Origin of the sequence: Knoellia locipacati (assembly GCF_044791685.1) — a bacterium.
GTDB classification, from domain to species: Bacteria; Actinomycetota; Actinomycetes; order Actinomycetales; family Dermatophilaceae; genus Knoellia; species Knoellia locipacati_A.
On sequence record NZ_CP087730.1, the window covers coordinates 1,819,005 to 1,834,743 of the forward strand.

The 15,739-nt window shown below is 72.2% G+C and carries 14 protein-coding genes and 2 pseudogenes; 9 read left to right on the top strand and 7 right to left on the bottom strand.

Features of this window, described 5'->3' with window-relative positions:
* Positions 1–26 precede the first annotated feature (26 nt).
* Positions 27–479, bottom strand: coding sequence for an NAD(+)--rifampin ADP-ribosyltransferase (gene arr, locus LL946_RS08425; protein WP_404386837.1), 453 nt, complete (start codon positions 477–479; stop codon positions 27–29).
* 165 nt (positions 480–644) lie between these two features.
* Positions 645–1,112 (bottom strand): annotated as a pseudogene (locus tag LL946_RS08430) (putative immunity protein); the annotation flags it as partial.
* 23 nt (positions 1,113–1,135) lie between these two features.
* On the opposite strand from LL946_RS08430, the gene LL946_RS08435 reads away from it, so the two are divergent.
* The 4 genes from LL946_RS08435 to LL946_RS08450 all read left to right on the top strand — a co-directional run bounded on the left by LL946_RS08435 (position 1,136) and on the right by LL946_RS08450 (position 7,501).
* Positions 1,136–1,633, top strand: a complete 498-nt coding sequence (locus tag LL946_RS08435; protein ID WP_404386584.1) for an SRPBCC family protein — start codon at positions 1,136–1,138, stop codon at positions 1,631–1,633.
* Positions 1,634–1,877: 244 nt separating this feature from the next.
* Positions 1,878–4,301, top strand: coding sequence for a zinc dependent phospholipase C family protein (locus LL946_RS08440; RefSeq protein ID WP_404386585.1), 2,424 nt, complete (start codon positions 1,878–1,880; stop codon positions 4,299–4,301).
* A gap of 2 nt (positions 4,302–4,303) precedes the next feature.
* Complete coding sequence (locus LL946_RS08445; RefSeq protein WP_404386586.1) at positions 4,304–5,635, top strand: hypothetical protein; 1,332 nt, start codon at positions 4,304–4,306, stop codon at positions 5,633–5,635.
* Between the two features lie 123 nt (positions 5,636–5,758).
* Positions 5,759–7,501, top strand: a complete 1,743-nt coding sequence (locus tag LL946_RS08450; RefSeq protein ID WP_404386587.1) for a DUF222 domain-containing protein — start codon at positions 5,759–5,761, stop codon at positions 7,499–7,501.
* A gap of 220 nt (positions 7,502–7,721) precedes the next feature.
* On the opposite strand, the gene LL946_RS08455 is transcribed toward LL946_RS08450, so the two are convergent.
* The 3 genes from LL946_RS08455 to LL946_RS08465 are packed head-to-tail and all read right to left on the bottom strand — an operon-like array spanning position 7,722 to position 9,759.
* The gene (locus LL946_RS08455) at positions 7,722–8,303 is read right to left on the bottom strand and encodes a DUF664 domain-containing protein (RefSeq protein ID WP_404386588.1); all 582 of its coding nucleotides are present in this window, start codon (positions 8,301–8,303) and stop codon (positions 7,722–7,724) included.
* Positions 8,300–9,175: a DinB family protein gene (locus LL946_RS08460; RefSeq protein WP_404386589.1), complete on the bottom strand. Its 876-nt coding sequence runs from the start codon at positions 9,173–9,175 to the stop codon at positions 8,300–8,302. Before LL946_RS08460 ends, LL946_RS08455 begins: the two co-directional genes overlap by 4 nt.
* 11 nt (positions 9,176–9,186) lie before the next feature.
* Complete coding sequence (locus tag LL946_RS08465) at positions 9,187–9,759, bottom strand: dienelactone hydrolase family protein (RefSeq protein ID WP_404386590.1); 573 nt, start codon at positions 9,757–9,759, stop codon at positions 9,187–9,189.
* Between the two features lie 71 nt (positions 9,760–9,830).
* Here LL946_RS08465 and LL946_RS08470 point away from each other — a divergent pair.
* Positions 9,831–9,980: pseudogene (locus LL946_RS08470) on the top strand (HTH domain-containing protein); the annotation flags it as partial.
* Between the two features lie 335 nt (positions 9,981–10,315).
* On the top strand, positions 10,316–10,801 hold the full coding sequence (locus LL946_RS08475) for a helix-turn-helix transcriptional regulator (protein WP_404386591.1): 486 nt from the start codon (positions 10,316–10,318) through the stop codon (positions 10,799–10,801).
* A 45-nt stretch (positions 10,802–10,846) separates the two neighbouring features.
* On the opposite strand, the gene LL946_RS08480 is transcribed toward LL946_RS08475, so the two are convergent.
* Both LL946_RS08480 and LL946_RS08485 read right to left on the bottom strand, forming a co-directional pair.
* Positions 10,847–11,758, bottom strand: coding sequence for a peptidoglycan DD-metalloendopeptidase family protein (locus LL946_RS08480; RefSeq protein WP_404386592.1), 912 nt, complete (start codon positions 11,756–11,758; stop codon positions 10,847–10,849).
* Positions 11,759–11,901: 143 nt separating this feature from the next.
* Positions 11,902–12,420 (bottom strand): CHRD domain-containing protein, encoded by a 519-nt coding sequence (locus LL946_RS08485; RefSeq protein ID WP_404386593.1) that lies wholly within the window; start codon positions 12,418–12,420, stop codon positions 11,902–11,904.
* A gap of 149 nt (positions 12,421–12,569) precedes the next feature.
* Here LL946_RS08485 and LL946_RS08490 point away from each other — a divergent pair, with 149 nt between their 5' ends.
* From LL946_RS08490 to LL946_RS08500, 3 genes are all read left to right on the top strand, one after another.
* On the top strand, positions 12,570–13,010 hold the full coding sequence (locus LL946_RS08490; RefSeq protein WP_404386839.1) for a VOC family protein: 441 nt from the start codon (positions 12,570–12,572) through the stop codon (positions 13,008–13,010).
* 60 nt (positions 13,011–13,070) lie between these two features.
* Positions 13,071–13,664, top strand: coding sequence for a DedA family protein (locus LL946_RS08495; protein WP_404386594.1), 594 nt, complete (start codon positions 13,071–13,073; stop codon positions 13,662–13,664).
* Positions 13,665–13,818: 154 nt separating this feature from the next.
* Complete coding sequence (locus LL946_RS08500; RefSeq protein WP_404386595.1) at positions 13,819–15,726, top strand: penicillin-binding transpeptidase domain-containing protein; 1,908 nt, start codon at positions 13,819–13,821, stop codon at positions 15,724–15,726.
* The last annotated feature ends 13 nt before the right edge of the window (positions 15,727–15,739 follow it).

Genomic DNA, 15,739 nt, shown 5'->3' on the forward strand with positions numbered 1-15,739 from the left:
GTCACATCCTTGCGTGCGGCCGCTCCTCAGTCGTCCATCGCCTCGATGCCGAGCTCGGCGAGCTCGGCCACGCGTGCGCGCATGTGCCGCACCGTCTCTTCGGGCGGAAAGGTCAGACCGACGATTTCCTCGACCACACGAAGCGGCTCGGTCGTGCGGTAGGACCGGGTCGGGTTGCCGGGGAAGCGCTTGTCCGTGACGTTGGGGTCGTCCTCGATGGTGCCCAGCGGCTCGACGCGGTAGACCCGTCCCGGTCCCTCGCCGCGGGCGAGCGCGGCGGCCAGTGGCGCGCCGTCCCGGGTGGCCGTGAGGTAGATGTGGCCGGCCCTTTTGCCAGACCCGTAGTTCGTGTCCCACCCCGGCGTGAGCAGGTCGCCCGGGCGCAGGTCCGCCCGAGTCCCGTGGAAGAACGGACCCGGGTCGTCGACGACGCGAGGCGTGGGAGGGGGATCGCGCAGCAGGCTGTCGAGCCGGGTCATGAGGACGCTGACGCGGCTGCGCCCCTGCGGTGCCCGTGGATATCGCGACAGCACGCCGAGCAGCTCCGGGGTCGCGCGCTTCGCCGCCGCGTGGAGGACGTACTCGGCAACCACCGGGTCGTCGCCGCGTGAGAGCTCGGCCGCGCGCGCCGCGTGCGCGGCGGCCCCGAGAATGTGCCGCACCTGGGTCGCCGTGGCGATCGGATGCAGGTATGCCGCGGCGGCGGCGTCGCCCGCGGCCGTCGCCGCGTGCCCCGCGGCGGCGGCCGCGCTCGCGGCGTCGCCCGCGGCGTCGTCGTGCGCGTCCTTCGCAGCCCGGTGGGCCTCGGTCGCGGCGGTCCTCTGGAGGCTGGAGCGCGCAGCGCCGCCGGCGAACACGCGGGCGGCGTCGAGCGCCGCCGCAGGACGCGGGTCGTCGGGACGAGCCCGCCGGAAGAGCACGAGCACCGGTTCGGCGCAGGCGACGGCATACCGGGTGACCGAGCGCAGCTCGTCGGTCGTCAGCTGGAAGTCTCCCGAGGTGCTCCCCACCTGGACGAGTCTGGCACGCCTCCACCTCCCTGCGGGTGGAGCACGACCACCCAGGGGTGGCCACAATGGGCAAGGCGCCGGCGCCCCGTGCGCCGCACCCACGTCCCGACGAGAAGGAGCCGAGCATGCAGCACCACGACGGGGTCGTCACGATCCTGCGCGACGTCGAGGCACCCGCCCAGACAGTGTGGGACGTGCTCAGCGACGGCTGGTCGTACGCCATGTGGGTGGTGGGCGCCTCCCGGGTCAGGGAGGTGGACGAGGGCTGGCCCGCCGAGGGCACGCGCATCCACCACTCGGTCGGTCTCTGGCCCGCCCTGCTCGACGACAGCACCCACGTCGTGGAGTCCCTCGAGCCCATCCGGCTGGTGCTCGGTGCCCGGGCCTGGCCGGCCGGGGAAGCCCGCGTCGTCATCGAGATCCGGCAACGAGGCGCGCAGGCGTGCACGGTGACGATCGAGGAGGACGCCCACAGTGGCCCGGGTGCCCTCGTCCCCAAGCCCATCCGTCAGCTGGGCATCGGACCACGCAACGTCGAGGCGCTCAAGCGACTGGCCTACCTCGCCGAGGGCCGCCATCGTGACGCAGGTGGCTCCGGCCCGGTCCCGCCTGACGGTGCCTGATCGGGGCCTGATCGGGGCCTGATCGGGGCCTGATCGGGTCCCGTCCGAGCAGAGGCGAGCCGGGCCGGGGCGACGCGAGACGAGGCGACTGAGCCGTGCCGCGGCATGCGGCAACGGTCTCGCCAGCGCCCCACCGGGGTGGAGACTGGAAGGCAGGCGGCCGCCCTCACCCGGACGCCGGTGTATCTGACGCGCGCGCGATCGCTCCTCCCCTGGAGAGCCCGTCGTCGCCCAGGAGGCCGTCATGCCCGGTTGGTACGTCCACATGGAAGCAGCCCACGACACGGCCGCCCGGCTCCGGAACGGCACCGTCCCGTCGGGCTTCCCGATCCCGATGGCCGACGCCCAGGGCATCGGGGAGCACTGCCACACCTGGCGCAACTACCTCGAGCTCGGCTCGCTCGGACCGGACCTCTTCTACCTGCTGCCGGACTTCAAGAACACGACGGGCCAGGTCATCCGCCAGGTCGTCCAGTGGTGCCTCGACGTGTGGGAGGTCATCGACGGCGAGTTCGTCTCCAAGTGGGAGAAGTGGATCGACCCGATCACGACGAACAACTCCCAGCTCGCCTCGCAGCTCACCGGTGGCCTGTCGACCCAGCTCGCGCAGGTCCTCGACGAGGTGATCTCCTCGATACTGTCCGCGTTCAAGGGGCTGCTCGCCGAGATGGGTGACTGGTTCGGCATCCTCACTTCCGGTGTGCCACAGGCATTCGGTGACGACGCGTTCTACTGGTCCGACATGTTCCACTACCGCCGCACCTACCAGTTCCCGTTCGTGCTCTTCCAGCAGGCGCAGCAGGCGCTGGCCAACGCCGGCTCGGACGCCGAGCGGCAGGACGCCGAGGCCCGGATCGCCTTCGCCGTCGGCTGGATGTCTCACTGCGCCACCGACGTCACCGGGCACGCGTTCACGAACGCGAAGTCCGGGGGCCCCTACCGCGACCACTGGCAGCGCCACCACCTCGTCGAGAACCACATGGACTCCGAGAACTACGGCGCCCGCCACCCAGGTCCCCTCTACGGCGAGTACGGCACCTCGGCGCTGCACTTCCGCGTCGCGTTCCGGCAGCGCAACGACTCGCCGTACAACGGCCGCGACGACGCGCCGGCATACGACTACTGGAGCGGCTTTCCGGCATACGACAACGGAGACGGGCCGACGGCCACGTCGCACCGGCGCACCTTCTTCGACCTCGAGACGGGCCCGCTCCCCAGCCACCTCGTCGAGGGGCTGCTCGACGCGATGTCGTCGGTCTACGGGTCCGAGGGGCCGCACATCCTGCTCCAGGACCCGCCGTTCTCGGCGACCGACCCGGCGACCGGTGACCCGGACGGGCGGCCGAACGAGGACGCGATGGCGCAGATGTGGGAGATCGTCTACCGCTACCTCAAGATGACGAGCTCGGACGCGATCAGCCTGCGCCTCCCACCGCCACCGTCGGTCTTCACCGACCACTCCTTCCCGACGCCACCAGGAGGTGGTGGCTCCGGCATCGACGACGACCCGAGCCGCGGCGCCGACGTGGACGACGACGACTCGTTCACGCTCCTCGACCTGCTGCTCGCGCTCTTCGCGTGGATCGTCTACATCGCGCAGGTCGTCGTCTGGCTGCTCACGGTCCTGCCCGGGCTCATCGTCGACATCACGACGTTCCCGGCGCGCGCCGTCATCTACTGGGCCGTCATCGTCCCGCTCTGGAACACCTACCTCCTCGCCCGCCGCTCGCTCGTCATGTCGGGCTTCGCGATGCCCAAGCCGGCCGAGATCAACACCGGCCTGACGACCCTGGGCAAGGCCGGTACCTACGACATCGCGTCCGCCCTCGACAACCCCCTGGGTATGCCGTCCGCTCCCAGCGCGGTCACGGAGCCTTCCGGGCGGCTCACCTCCTCCCACCCGCGAGGGCTGGACCGCGCCTACCCCCGTGGCATCGTCCGCGACCTGCCGAGCGCCATCGGCCGACCCGACCTCGCAGGAGCGCTGGGACTCACGAGCGCGCTCCGCTACCGCGGCGACGCGGCGAACGAGGAGTTCAAGCCGTCGGAGTGGGTCGCTCCGTGGCGCTACCCGCTCACCAACCAGGCCGGCGCGGGTGTGGCCCAGGAGGGTGCGGAGACCCATGCCGGTCCCTACGTCGTGGGCTCGCGCTCGACCATCCTGCTTTCAGGGTTGGTCGGTGACGATGGCGCCCGGACGTCGCTGGAGAAGGCGGCGTCGCCGGCCGAGACGCTGGCCGCCCTCGACGCCCACCTCCCCTCCGACGAGCACCTCGGCGGTCCGGTCGACTACGGGCTCTACCTCGTCGGCCGGATGGTGGCGAAGTCCGGTCAGTCCCAGTTCGACGTCCCGGACTTCAACCTCGACGGCGACCGCGGCTACGCCTGGCGCTGCTGGGACTGGGACCGGGGCAAGGAGACGTGCCGTCCCGACATCAACCCGGCGTTCGGGGAGGACTACTCCTACCCGCAGCCGTGCACCTCGCCGCAGTTGTTCCACGCGGACCACGACCTGCCCTCGCAGCCCGGCCTCTGGTACGTCGAGACCCAGGACCTGGCGGTCCACTACCTGCCCGGTGACGGTCCCCCGACCTGCCTCGAGCGGCACGACCACGACCCCGTCACCGACCCCCGGTGGCGCGACCAGCTCCGCGAAGGGAGGGGATGACCATGCCGCGCAGCAGGAGACGTCGTCACGACGAGCACCCGGTCCTCACGCTCAAGGAGGACGAGGTCCAGCGGGGGAGCGACCCGCCGGGGTCCTTCGGGCACGTCGACCCGCCTTCGGGTGAGCTCGGGCAGGGTTGGACGCCGGGGAGCGCGAAGGACGATGCCGAGTCCCTCATCAAGGAGATCGGCGGCGGCGAGCACCGACCGCGACGCGAGGACGTCTACCCCTACCTCCTCATCCGGGCCCACAGCCCCGGTGACCGCGGGGCGAGGCCGACCTGGCCGCCCGTGCCGTGCTGGGAGTCACCGGACATCGGGCTCATCGACGCCAGCTGGACCGGCCCCTACGACACGAGCATGCTCGTGGCGAGCCCGACCGCCGGTCGCCGCTACCGGGTCTTCGTCCGGATCTGGAACCTCGGGCTGCTTCCGGCGATGGGCGTCCACGTCCGCGCGTGGGCGGTGAACCCGGGCTTCTTCGGCGGGGACCCCTCGAACCCGGCGTACCAGCCGGTGCCGATCGGTGGCGCGATGGTGCACCTCGAGGACCGCACGCGTCCCGGTGCCATGGCCGTGGTCGAGCTCGACCAGACCTGGGACATCCCGCCCGAACTCACGGGGCACGAGTGCCTCATGGCGACGGTGAGCTGCCCGCTCGACCCCTGGAGCGGGGTCCTCGACGCGAACAACGACCGGCACGTCGGTCAGCGCAACCTCACGATCCTCGCCGGGACGACGAGCGCCAAGGACCTCCTCCTCACGCTGGGGGCGGCCGTCACGAAAGGCGGCACCCTGGAGCTCGTGCACGGCGGCGCCGCCGTCCTCCCGCTGCTGCGAGGTGTGCTCGGCACGGCGAAGTCGGAGTTCGGTCCCGTGACGAGGCTTCGGGCCCCGAGCGCTCGCGCCTTCCGGCTCGGCGTGGACACCGGAGTCGGACGGCACCTGCTCACGATGTTCATGGTCGAGGGCGGGTGGCTGGTCGCCGACAGTGCGCGCGTGTGGGAGCTCGCCGTCGAGCACGAACTCGTGCTCGACCGTTTCCACGGTCGTGGCGGCGAGCAGCACCCGTTCGCCACGGTGGGCGGCGCACGCAGGATCATCGAGGAGCTGGGCCCGAACGCCTACGAGCGGATCGGCGTCGTCCTCGACTCCGATGCCGGCTCTGCGCTCATCGACGGCCTGATGCGCCTGTGGGACCTGCAGGGCCTGGACGCCGGGGACCTCGCTCGCGCGGTGGCGGGCGACAAGGCCGCAGCCCACCTGCTGCGGTTCGCCCACGTGGACCCTGAGCTCCAGGACGTCGGCGGCTACTCGCTCGTCGTCATCGGCTGATGCCCACCGAGGACGACCAGATGCGGTCGCCAGCTGTTTGGCCTGTGTGTGTTCGCCTGCAGCAGAACCGAATTCGTGCCGTGCGCACTTGTATTCGAACACCTGTTCGGGTAGTGTGGGTGCATGGACACCAGCAGCGACGCAGCCGCCCGTGAGGGCCGGTATGCCGCGCTGCTGGGGTCCGCTGCCACCCTCACCACCGAGGAGCTCCTCGACGTCATCGAGGACGCGCAGCGCGACAAGGACGCCGCCTCGGCCCGGCAGGCCGTCGCCCTGGCGCACCTCTCCGCACTCGAGCCGACGCGGCAGGAGGATGGCACCGAGGCCGAGGTGCACCACGGGATCGGCCACCAGCGCCTCGACGCTCCCGAGCTCGCGGCGCCGCGGCTGGGGGTCTCGGTGCACGTGGCGACCAACAGGGTCGCCGACGCGATCCGCCAGATGAGCCGCACGCCGGCCGTGGTCGACGCGATGGCCGAAGGCGAGCTCGACGAGCGTCGCGCCGCGGTCGTCACCGAGGAGACCGACCTCCTCGACGCCGCCGAGGCGGCCGAGGTCGTCGACGCCGTGCGCGAGCACTGGGGTGGGCTCACCGTCGGCCCACTGCGCCGGTTCGTGGCCCGGACCGTCGCCCGTCTGTTCCCCGAGGCCGTCGCTGACGACGCCGAGAAGGCCCGCGAGCGGCGCGGTCTCACCCGCGTCACCGGCGAGCACGGCACCGACCAGTGGCGTGCCGAGCTCGAGGTCGAGAAGTCGCGGCTCGCGTGGAGCGCGGTCACCGAACGCGCCCGTCAGCTCGTCCGCGACGGCCACGCCGACTCCCTCACCCAGGCCCGCGCGGACGCCATGACCCAGCTCATCCTCGAGCACAGCGACGTGCGAGTCGTCCTCCACGCCACCCGGCCCGCCACCGACCCCTCCGGTCAGGACGCCGCCCCTGCGGTCCCGACCGCGGCCGCTGACGCCGACGGCAGGGACGGCACGAACGGGACGAACGGGACGAACGGCGTGAGCGGGACGAACGGCGCGAGCGGCTGGTGCGAGGTCGGTGGGCTCGGCGCTCCCGGCACCACGTTCGTGCCCGCACGGTGGCTCGAGGGCGCGACCACCGCGGGCGCGTTGACCTGCCACCCCGTGACGGGCGCGCTCCTCGGCGGTCACGTCCCCGCCGGGCTCGCCACCGGTCGCGACACCAGCCGCACCACGCCGGCCACGGCCACGAGTCCCGCCACGACCTACCGGATCCCGGCGGCCATGGCCCGCTTCGTCCGCCTCCGAGACGGCGGCTGCCGGTTCCCGGGCTGCTCGACCCCCGCCCGGCAGTGCGACCTCGACCACGTGCGCCCGTGGCCCACCGGCCCGACCGACCCCAGCAACCTCATGGCACTCTGCCGCCGGCACCACCGAATCAAGCAGCGCGACGGCTGGACCGTGCGCCTGCGCCCCGACGGCACGGTGGTCTGGACCGACCCCTCCGGCCGGAGTCACACCACCTCGGCCGTCGACCACCTCCACCTCGGCAGCACCTCAACCGCCTCGCCCGCCGCCTCCGCCTATGCCCCGGCCTCCGCCGATGCCGCGCCGTGTGCCAACACCGTGCGGTCGAGCGCGCCTGCCAACGGGACCGCGCCTGCCGTGTCCACCGGGACAGCGCGGCGCACCCACCACATCGACCTCAGCCTCCTCGACGAGGACCTCACCGAGCTCCTCGCCGGCGCAGCCCGGGGTCGACGGCGGACTCGACGGCCCGACGCGATGACCGAACCCCTCGCGATGTGTGTCGACCACCATCCCGACAACCCTTGGGCCACGGTCCTGCTCGACATCCCGCCGCGCGAACCCCAGCCAGACGTCATCCCGTTCTGACGGCGGCTCGCATCGCAGGGCGCCGCGCCCTGCTCGAGGTCATCCCGTTGTCACGTCTCGGCTCGCAGCGTGCGCCCCACCCTGTTCGAGGTCATCGCGTTGTGACGGCTCGCAGCGTGTCCCGCTCTGACCGAGGCCATTCCGTTCTGACGGCCCGGCTCGGCTCCGCTTGCCGCCCCGACGCGCCCCTTCCGGCCGGACACCATCCGGCCCTGTGCCCTCAGCCTCCGCTGGTGGGGCGCCAGCCGGGCGGGGGATCCTCTCCCACTCGCCCGTCGACCGCCTCGCGCAGCAGGTCCGCGTGCCCCGTGTGCCGGCCGTACTCCTCGATCGTGTCCAGCAGCAAGCGCCGCACGCTCGCGTGCCGGCCTTCGTCGCTGACGTGCACTGGATGGTCCAACCCACCGGCCGCCAGGACAGCCGCCGTCCGCGCGCGGGACCGTTCGACGGCCCTGTCCCAGAACCCATACAGCGTCGCAGGGTCGTCGGAGTCCGCGGACGTGAGCTCCCAGTCGTCATCGTCGTCCCACCCGTTGTCGGCCCAGTCGTCCGGCATCGGGTCGCCGGCCAGCTTGACCTGGAACGTGTGGTCCTCGGCGACGGCGAGGTGCTTGAGCAGGCGCCCGAGCGTCAGCGTCGAGGCACCGATGTGCTGCCCCAACCCGTCGGCGTCGAGCCCGTCGGCCTTCCACCGGAACGTCCACCGCAGCCGGTCGAGCGCACCGAGGACCTGCTCCGCCTCCCTTCCGGCGATCGGTGGCTCCCAAGGCGTGTCGTCGTGCGGCTGAGCTGCGTCGGTCATGACTCCTCCACCGTCGTATGCCGTCCACTCGAGTCCGCGTCCGACCTGGCCTCGAGAACGGCGAGGTCTCGTTCGGCGAACTGGCGGTGCCACCACTCCTCGTTGAGCAGGGTGTCGAGGCACTCCCTGACCGGGAAGCTCTCACCGGCGGGCGGCCAGCCGACCCCCTCGGCCGGAGACGTCCGCCCGGCCAGCGTCTCCTCGGTGAGGCTGGCCAGGAACGCCCGAACTCGCTCGAACCGGTCGCGCCGCAGCGCCAGCGCCTCGTCGAGCGACGGCCGGGCAGTGCGGTCCCTCGGCACGCCGGGCGTCTCACGCATCTCGTCCCAGGGCAGCTCGAGCGGGTGCCATGGGGACGGGTCGCCCTCGATGGCCCGGCTGAGCCACGAACTCGTCGCGAAGGCAAGGTGGCGCAGCGTCTCGATGAAGGACCACTCGCCCTCGACACTCTCGTGGAGCACGCCGGGGTGGATCGCCTCCAGCGCTCGGGCTCGCTCGACCGTGCCGCCCCACAACCCGTCGAGCACCTTCCACGCCTCCCGGTACCCCGCGGGATCGGTCGGGTGCATCGCCCGACGCTCGGGGTGCCGTCGGTCGAGCTCGGCCTCGACCAGCGCGCCGACGTCAACCCCGTTGATGCTCACTCGCTCGACCTCACCCCAGATCTCGACGTCACTGAGGTAGGCGCCACGCACCCTCGCCTGCGTGATCGCGACGTTGCGGATGTCCACCTCCGTCAGGTCGACCGAGCGGAGCGTCGACCCGGTGAGGTCCACGCGGTTCCACCGGGAGCCGGAGAGGTCGACGTGGTCGAAGGTGGCACCCAGCAGCTCTTCGTCGCGAAACTCCCGCCCCGTGGGGGGCGGCTCCACCACGGGCTCGCTCACAGCGTCCGCAGCCACTCGATCGAGCGCTCGAGCACCAGCCGGGTCGCTTCCTCGTCGTGGTCCGGGAGCGAGCTGTCCGCGAACAGGTGGCCGTTGCCGGGATAGAGGAACAGCTCCGCCTCGGGGTGCGAGTCGATGAAGGGCCGCACGGCGTCGAGATCACCCTCGTCGACGAAGTACGGGTCGGCGTCCATCGAGTGGACCTGCACGGGAACCCCCGACGGCCACTCGCCGAACTCCTTCGGGTCGACGAACGAGTGGAAGAACAGCCCGCCGAGCGCTCCCGGCCTGGTCTGGAGGAGCTGTTGCGCCGGCATGACGCCGAGGGAGAACCCGGCATACACGAGGGCGTTCGGGAGGTCCGCCACGGAACGCTCCCCACGCTCGCGCACCTCGCCGAACCCGACCTCCTTGCAGAACGCGGCCCCCTCGTCGATGGAGCCGAAGGTCTGCCCCTCGAAGAGGTCGGGGGTGTGGACGACGTGGCCCGCGCCGCGCAGCGTGTCGGCGAACGCCGTGACGCCGGAGGTGAGGCCCTGGATGTGGTGGAAGAGCACGATCTCGGTCATGGCGGACAACGTAGGAGAGATTGCGGACGGAAGCCTTCCGCAATCGTCGGCGATGCGAAAAACTCTCGACCATGACCCTCGATGCCGACCTCGTCGACGCCAGCCCCACCGCCCGGGCCCTGCGCACGCTCGAGCTCATCCAGGGCCAGCCGGGCATCACCGCCGACCGCCTCGGTGACCGTCTGGGCGTCACCCCGCGCGCCGCCCGCCGCTACGTCGCGACGCTGCGGGAGGCCGGCATACCCATCGCGTCCGTGAGCGGACCGGCCGGCGGCTACCGGCCCGGACGCGGTCTCCGGCCGCCACCGGTCGTCTTCACCCCCGCCGAGGCGCTGGGCCTGGTCATGGCCGTCCTCGACGGTCCCACGACCCCGACGACACCGATGACCCGGTCGGCAGCGGGATCGGCAAGATCCTGCGCACCCTGCCCGAAGCCGTTGCGGCACAGGCGGAGACGGTTCGCCGAGTCGCAGCTCCCGTCCCCGACCACCCGGACGCGAGACCGGCGCCCGAGTCGACGGCCGTGCTCGTGCAGGCCTGCGCGGACGGGAGGGAGGTGCGGATCGACTACCGCACCGAAGCCGGTCGTGAGCTCCTGCTCGACGTGCAGCCGTGGGCCGTCGTCGTCCGGCACAGCCGCTGGTACCTCCTGTGCCACTCACTCACCTCCGAGGCGACCCGCGCCTACCGCATCGACCGGGTCCGGCGGGTCTCGCTCCTCGACGGCACCTTCATCCCGCCGAGCGACCTCGACCCGGTTGAGGCGCTCGTGCGCCACCTCGGCGAGGGCTGGGACTACGCCGTCGAGGTCGTCGTCGACGCCCCGGCCGACCAGGTCGTGCAGTGCATTCCGACGACGATGGGCCGGGTCGAGCCGCTCACGCCCACCACGTGCCGCCTCGTCGGGAGCACGAGCAACCCCCGTGGGTATGCCGCTGACCTCGCCACCCTGCCCGGCGCGTTCCGGGTCGAGCAGGGTGACGAGGTCAGGGCGGCGGTGCGGGCCCTCGGCGAGAGACTGGTCCGGGCCGCCAGCACCTGAGGGGCGGCCGCCCCGCTCAGCTCACCTCAGCAGCCAGCGCACCCCTCAGCTCGCCGGACGCTCCAGGAAGGCGTTGCGCAGCAGCGGCTGGTTGTTGACGAAGCCGTACGACGCGCAGTCCGCGCCGCTGCAGCCCACGCGCTCGTCGACGCCGACCCGCATGTCGAGGTGCAGGTGCGCCGGCGTGCCGAGGGCGTGCGTCGACGTGCCGACGGTTCCGATCCGCTCGCCCTTGCTCACCCGCTCGCCCACCACCACGACCGGGGCCGGGCTGTGGTGCATGTGCGCGAAGTACCAGAGCCGCCCCAAGTCGTCCTTGACCGTCACGGTGCTGCCGACGCCGCTCGAGCGGACGTTCTTCGTCATGACGACACCGCCGACCGGTGAGACGACCGCGGTGCCGGCGGCCGCGAAGATGTCGGCCGCGTTGTAGTCGTGGTGGCAGTTGGTCTTGCTGTCCCAGCACCAGTGCGGCGAACGGTTCTTGATCTGCGCCTGCGTCACGTTGAGCGGGAAGCGCAGCGACGCGTCGCCGAGGATGTGCGAGGCGTTGTCGTTGTAGACGTTGGCGTTGAGGTTGGCCTGGACCCCGCTCGGAACGACGTCGTAGGTGCCGCCGAAGTCGGAGCTGTAGAACTCGTATGCCGTGCCGCCGGTCCGGTTCCACACCGACTTCGCGTGGTTCTGGACGCAGACCCCGTTGCCGGCCTTTCCGGCACCCTCGAACGTGATGCACGACCCGCTCTCGGTGTAGTCGCGCTTGCTGTTGGTGAAGTCGGCGACCGCACCGGTCTGTCCCTCGCCGTAGTACAGGCAGAACTCGCCCGCGTTGCAGGTGCCGTCGCGCGGTTCCGCCGAGGCGGGTGCCGCGGTGGTGCCGACGAACGTCGCGCCCATCAGGGCGGCGGCGGCACCGGCATACAGGGCCTTCTTCAGTGTCCTCGCAACGGTCGTCACGATGGCCTCCTTGCTCCGGGCGGGCCGGGTGCCCGCGCGCAGGACGAGGCTCCGGTATGCCGCTGCGGAACCACTGCGGTCACGCTGCGCCCGCGCTGCGGACGATCTGTGGACGATCTGCGGGTGCGACGACCAGGAGAGAGTCAGCCGATCTGCCCCCGGATCTCGCCGCCGGGGATGTCGCCCGGCTCGTTGGTCACGGGTGTGACGCCGTCGTTGGTGTGGGCGTTGACGTAGGTCCCGCCCGACTCGATCGCGTCGACGAGGGCCGACAGGGGCTGCCCGGCCAGCGGGCCGACGAGGTTCGCCGCCGTGATCGTCCCCGTCGCCACGACACCACTGGTGCGCCCGCCTCCCGGGGGAACCGCGCCGAACAGGAAGGCGACGACAGGACCGTTGACACCGGCCGGGGCGAGGTGGATGTGCGCCGCCACCAGGTTGTCGATGTTCGCGACGACGAGGCGGTAGTCCAGGGCGGTGCCGTCGTCGGACAGCGAGAGGATGAGCTGTCCCTGGGCCAGCGAGGCATTGGGCGGGACCTCCTGCGCGGCACTGAGGTGTGCGGTCCACCTGTCGTCCGCGGCGGAGGCGGGCTGGACGGACAGGGCGCTCGCCCCGAGGACGAGGGCGAAGGACACAAGGACGCGAGACATCAGCTTCATGGGGAACCTCCGGGATCCGCGCCGGCCCGGGACGAGCCGGACACCTCCCACGATCCTCCGGACCTCGCCTCGCGCACATGGTCACTGGGAGTGGTATGCCGGTAGGGCGAGTTCCCCAACCCTCACCGACGACGAAGGGAGTGACCGCCATGGGCAGCCACCCGGCATACGTCCACACGGTTCTGGACTGCCAGCGGCCCCGCGAGCTGGCCGAGTTCTACCGCCGGCTGCTCGGACTGGTCTACCGCGCCGGCGACGAGCCGCCGGCCGACGGCAGTCCCGACGACGCGGACTGGCTCGTCCTCACCCGGCCCGACGGCACGCGGCAGCTCGCGATCCAGGAGGAGCCGGAGCACCGGCCCACGACGTGGCCCGACCACTCCGTGCCCCAGCAGGTCCACATCGACTACATCGTCGACAGCGTCGAGGAGCTCGAGCGCCACAAGGACGTCGCGCTGGGGCTGGGGGCCGAGCTGCGGCTCGACCGGAGCGACGACGAGGAGGAGCCGCTCTACGTCCTCGCCGACCCGGCGGGGCACACCTTCTGCCTGTTCACCGGCGGCTCCGTGGGGTCGACGCCCGGCACCTGAGCCCGCCTCACCGGGGCGGCCGCTCGCCCGGCACACGGAGCCTGCCGTCAGACTGGGGGCATGCTGGAGTCGGTCAACGAGCTCATCGAGGCGAACGCCGGCGCCGGTTGGCTGCTGCCGGCGCTCTTCGTCTACTTCGCCGTCGACGGCATCGTCCCGCCGCTGCCGAGCGAGGGCGTCCTCATCGCGCTCGCGGCGGTCGGCGCCTCCACGGGTGCGCCGCACTGGTTGGGTCTGCTCGCCGTCGCCTGGGCAGGCGCCTGGGTGGGCGACAACCTCGCGTACCTGCTGGGAAGCCGCACCGGCTTCGACCGGCTCGTCCGGCGCAGTGACCGTGGACGACGGACCATGGACTGGGCGCGTCGCGGCTTCGACAGTCGCGGCGCACTCATCGTCGTCGTCGGTCGCTGGATCCCGGTGGGACGTGCGGCCGTCAACCTCATGGCCGGCGCCGCGGGGTACTCGCAACCGCGCTTCGCTGCCTGGACCGTCCTGTCGGCTGGTCTGTGGGCGGCCTGGTCGGTCGCGCTCGGGACGCTCGCCGGACGGTGGGTGGAGGACAACGCCCTGCTCGCCGGCGCGCTCGGTGCGGGCCTCGCCCTCGTCGTCGCCGCCATCGTGGAACGCGTCTCGCGCCGGTTCGCCACGTCGTGAACCGAGATGTGACGATCCGGTGTGGATCGGCGCCACCCCGCGCGCTCGGTGCGACCTGGCCCTGCCGTCGGTGACAGAGTGACGAGGGCGGGCCGGTCGAGCGGCCCGTCAGGGATGTGACCAGGAAAGCCGTCGGACCGTGAGGGGTCGTGCAGTGCGTTCGCGTGGGTGGGGAGTCAAGGTCGGGGTGGTCGTCGTCGTGCTGGCACTCGTGGCGGCAGGCGGCTTCGTGTGGTGGCGCGACAGGGAGGCCGAGGCGGTCCGAGCGGCGGCCGCACTCGTCGCCGAGGACCTCTCGCAGGGAGGGTTCGCCGACTCGGGCGCGATGGTCGACGCCTCCGGCGGGACGCCCGAGCTCGAGCCGATCATCAGGGGGATGGGCGGGGCCACGCACACCGTGCGGGCCCAGGCGGTCACCGAGCCGGACGGCGGATCGGCGCGTGCCACCCTCGCGCACTCGTGGACCCTGCCCGGGAGCGAGACCCCGTGGACATACGAGACACCGCTCCGGCTGACGAAGGTGGACGGGAGGTGGGTCGGCAGCTGGGATCCCGCCGTCGTCGCACCGGACCTCGCCGAGGGTGAGCTGTTGCGGACGAAGCGCCAGCAGCCCGAGCGCGCACCGGTCCTCGGGGCCGGCGACCGCCCCATCGTCGAGCTGCGCGACGTCGAGCGCATCGGCATCGACAAGACCAAGGCCACGCCGGCACAGGCCGCCTCGTCGGCCCGGCTGCTGGCTCAGGCCGTGGGAATCAACGTCGAGAACTACGTGTCATCGGTGCAGAAGGCGGGCGAGCGCGCCTTCGTCGAGGCCCTGACCGCCCGGGTCGGCGGCCCCGAGGAGCTGGCGGCCCGTGAGGTCGACGAGCCCGGAGTCTTCTTCGTCAGCGCCAAGGTGCCGCTGGCGCCCACGGCGACCTTCGCCCGGCCGATCCTCGGCGTCGTCGGTGACGCCACGGCCGAGATCGTCGAGAAGTCCGAGGGCCGCGTCGTCGCGGGAGACCGCGTCGGCATCGGAGGCGTGCAGGCGGCATACGACACCCAGCTGGCCGGCACCCCGGGCTACACGGTCGTGACCTCCGGAGGCGCAGAGGAGCGCACCCTCTTCACCACCGAGCCGGAGCCGGGCACCCCGGTGACCCTCACGCTCGACATCGCGACCCAGACAGCGGCCGAGACGGTGCTCGCCGGCGTCGCGCCCGCCTCCGCCGTCGTCGCGATCCAGCCGTCGACCGGTCGCGTCCTCGCCGCCGCGAGCGGACCGGGCAGCAAGGGGGTCTCGACCGCGACCCAGGGTCGCTACGCACCGGGCTCGACGTTCAAGACGGTGTCGACGCTCGCCCTCCTGCGCTCCGGGCTGACCCCGACGGCGCCCGTCCAGTGCACGCCGACCGTCACCGTCGACGGGCGCTCGTTCAAGAACGTCGACGGCTTCCCGGCCTCGGCCCTGGGCTCGGTGCCGTTCAGCACCGCCTTCGCGAACTCGTGCAACACCGCCTTCATCCGCGCCGGCGAGGACCTCGATCCCGCCGAGCTCCCCGCCGCTGCTGCCGGTCTGGGCCTCACCGCCGAGCCGCAGCTGGGGATCTCGGGGTTCCTCGGCTCCGTGCCCGAGCCCGAGCCCGGCACCGACGAGGCGGCCTCGATGATCGGCCAGTCCAAGGTGCTCGCTTCCCCGCTCGGCATGGCGACGGTGGCGGCCTCCATCGCAGCCGGCAAGCCGGTCTCCCCGACCCTCGTCGTCCCCGGCGCGGCAGCGACTCCCACCGCGCCGAAGGCCCCGGCCTCGCCCGTGACCGCGGCCGAGGCGGGCCAGCTCAGGGCCCTCATGCGTGGCGTCGTCACGTCGGGCAGCGCGACGTTCCTGGCGGACGTGCCGGGCGAACCCGTGCTCGCCAAGTCGGGCACCGCCGAGTTCGGCGAGGCGGGGGCGCTCAAGGAGCACGCCTGGATGGTCGGCATCCAGGGCGACCTCGCGGTCGCGGTCTTCGTCGGCGAGGGCGAGGGTGGCGCCACGACGGCAGGCCCTCTGCTCGAGAGGTTCCTGCGCGCGGTCGGCTGACGCAGGACCTCGC